Genomic DNA, 2,224 nt, shown 5'->3' with positions numbered 1-2,224 from the left:
ACCGCCCACGGACTCAGAATGCTTTTCAGGTAGCGGCGTGGAATGCCATATTGTTCTTCGAGAATCGGACCGTCTTCTTCATAGTCGAACAGACCCAAAGGTGACTCGTTCACGGGCGAGCCCTTGATCGAGTAGAACGGCACGCGTTCCATCAGTTGCTTCAAACGTTCCGCGATCGACGATTTACCGCCACCGACCGGCCCCAACAGATACAGAATCTGCTTCTTTTCTTCGAGCCCCTGGGCCGAGTGCCGGAAGTAGGCGACCACCTGCTCGATCACCTCTTCCATTCCGTAGAACTCACGGAATGCGGGGTATACCTTGATGACCTTGTTCGCGAAGATACGCGACATGCGCGGATCGTTACGAGTGTCGATCTGTTCCGGCTCCCCGATCGCCGTCAACATGCGTTCGCCAGCCGTGGCGTACGCGGCGGGATTGTCTTTGCAGAGCGCGAGATACTCCTCGAGCGAGAGCTCATCTTCTCGCGTTTTCTCGAAGCGGGTCGCGAAACTGCTGTAGATATCCATGCTACCTCCTCGCCGAAGTCTAGACCGATGTCGTGCGCGGCGCGCTATTCGGAAACGACATCGCTCGAATTCATCCTAAACCCTTTTAAATTTTTTTTCACGAACTACGTTGCGAAAATCGCGCCGTACCCGCCTCCCAACATTCCTCACTTGGAAACACAGATTCGCTCACCTACAATCTTCCGCTCACATCACAGCGAATGTGCAGCGATTGCCGGCTCACGTTACTGCCTCTCCTGCGCCCTCTGCTCGCCATACTGACCAGCACTGACCAGCACGGTTCGCCATGCTCCGTTACACGAACCGTCTCGTTCATCGAACGATCCCACTGCTCTACCAGACGGCCTGTCTGCATGCGCACACTTTCGTGCATCGAGCACGGACGTCATGCGTTTTCTGTGCCCGGGACCTTTTTTCATCAACGCGCGGCTTCGCTGTTTGGTCTACAGCGACATGCGCAGTGTTACATGTTCGTTCGCCGTGATCACGTGCGACGCGCTTCACTGACGCAGCGTCAAGCGGTTCGTCAACGCGACGGCTGTATTGTTCCGCACTATTTCGCATGAAGGGCGGTGTGTTGCCGCTGCTCGCTGCCCATGCATGCCTCGCGTATTAACCGCGTCGGCGACATGGTTAGCCGCATGTATAACTGGATCACGGCAGCGCATCGGGCCACTTCATAGGTGTATACGGCTAAGCGCACAGTGCAGATGCGCCGGCAAATGTAAAACGGCCGCCCGCGGGCAGCCGTTTGCGTGATGCTTCGTAATCTGCGGTTACAAGCGGACCCTCATACGCGCGCCGTTACAAGTACACGATGACTCCCTCAGGTCAGTTCAATCTCCACTTCCCCAAGGCCGTCGATGTGTCCGCGCACGATGCCCGCTTTATCCAGCCTGTGTGCGCCGACGTACGAACCGGTGGTGATAGTCCACTCCGGTTCGATGGTGATACCCATGGCGGCGCAATGGTTGACGAACCAGACCAGCAGTTCGCGCGGGTCGCCGGCCGGATTGCCGGTGGCTTCCGGCAGCAGCGAAGCGCCGTCGAAGCTCAGTTCCAGTTCGGGTGAAACGAAATCGAAGCCGCGCGCGAGACCCGCATAAGCGACCGGATGGCCCGTGATCAACGCGCCGTTGTTCTGGGCGTCGGCCAACTGCGCAAGCGGCGCGACATTGGGCCACTCGGCGAAGCGGCTATCGACGATCTCGATGGCCGGCAATACGACGCCGACCTTCGAGAGCACCTCGTCGCGCGCATAGGCCCGGCCGCGCGGTTCGATCGCCTCGGCGAAGCGGAAGGCGATTTCCAGCTCGACCAGCACGCGGAAGAAACCGTCATGCGCGACGCGCGCCGGCGAGCGCAGCACCAGCGAGGCCGGAATCGGCGCGCCCGCGGCAGCGCCGCCCGGCGTTTTGGCGCCGATCTTCCATGCGCCGGTCGAGTCGCCGAGACCCGCGATGACCGCCTGCTGGATCGCGTACGCAGTCGCCGCGTCGGGCGGCAGGCTGTCGGGTGCGGGCGCATCGATCGGGCGATGCTGCCGGCGTGCTTCGACGAGGCGGTTCGCGAGGTCGTATGGCGTCATGTCGGTCCTTTGTGGCTGGCGCATTGAGCGGTGGATCGGTGGATGATAGCGTGCTGGTGGACGGTGGCCATGCATTGCAGCGGTCGAACGCAGCGCACTCACGCCC

The 2,224-nt window shown here is 60.7% G+C and carries 1 protein-coding gene and 1 pseudogene; both read right to left on the bottom strand.

Annotated features, from left to right (window positions below; all coding sequences use genetic code 11):
• Positions 1-530 (bottom strand): annotated as a pseudogene (locus VGH68_RS23920) (PrkA family serine protein kinase); the annotation flags it as partial.
• A gap of 826 nt (positions 531-1,356) precedes the next feature.
• Positions 1,357-2,118 carry a hydratase gene (locus VGH68_RS23915; RefSeq protein ID WP_331606185.1) on the bottom strand — a complete coding sequence of 254 codons (762 nt, stop codon included), beginning with the start codon at positions 2,116-2,118 and terminating at the stop codon, positions 1,357-1,359.
• Positions 2,119-2,224 lie beyond the last annotated feature (106 nt).

Origin of the sequence: Paraburkholderia sp. (genome assembly GCF_036488505.1) — a bacterium.
Taxonomy (GTDB): Bacteria; Pseudomonadota; Gammaproteobacteria; order Burkholderiales; family Burkholderiaceae; genus Paraburkholderia.
This window is presented reverse-complemented; position numbering and strand designations above follow the sequence as displayed.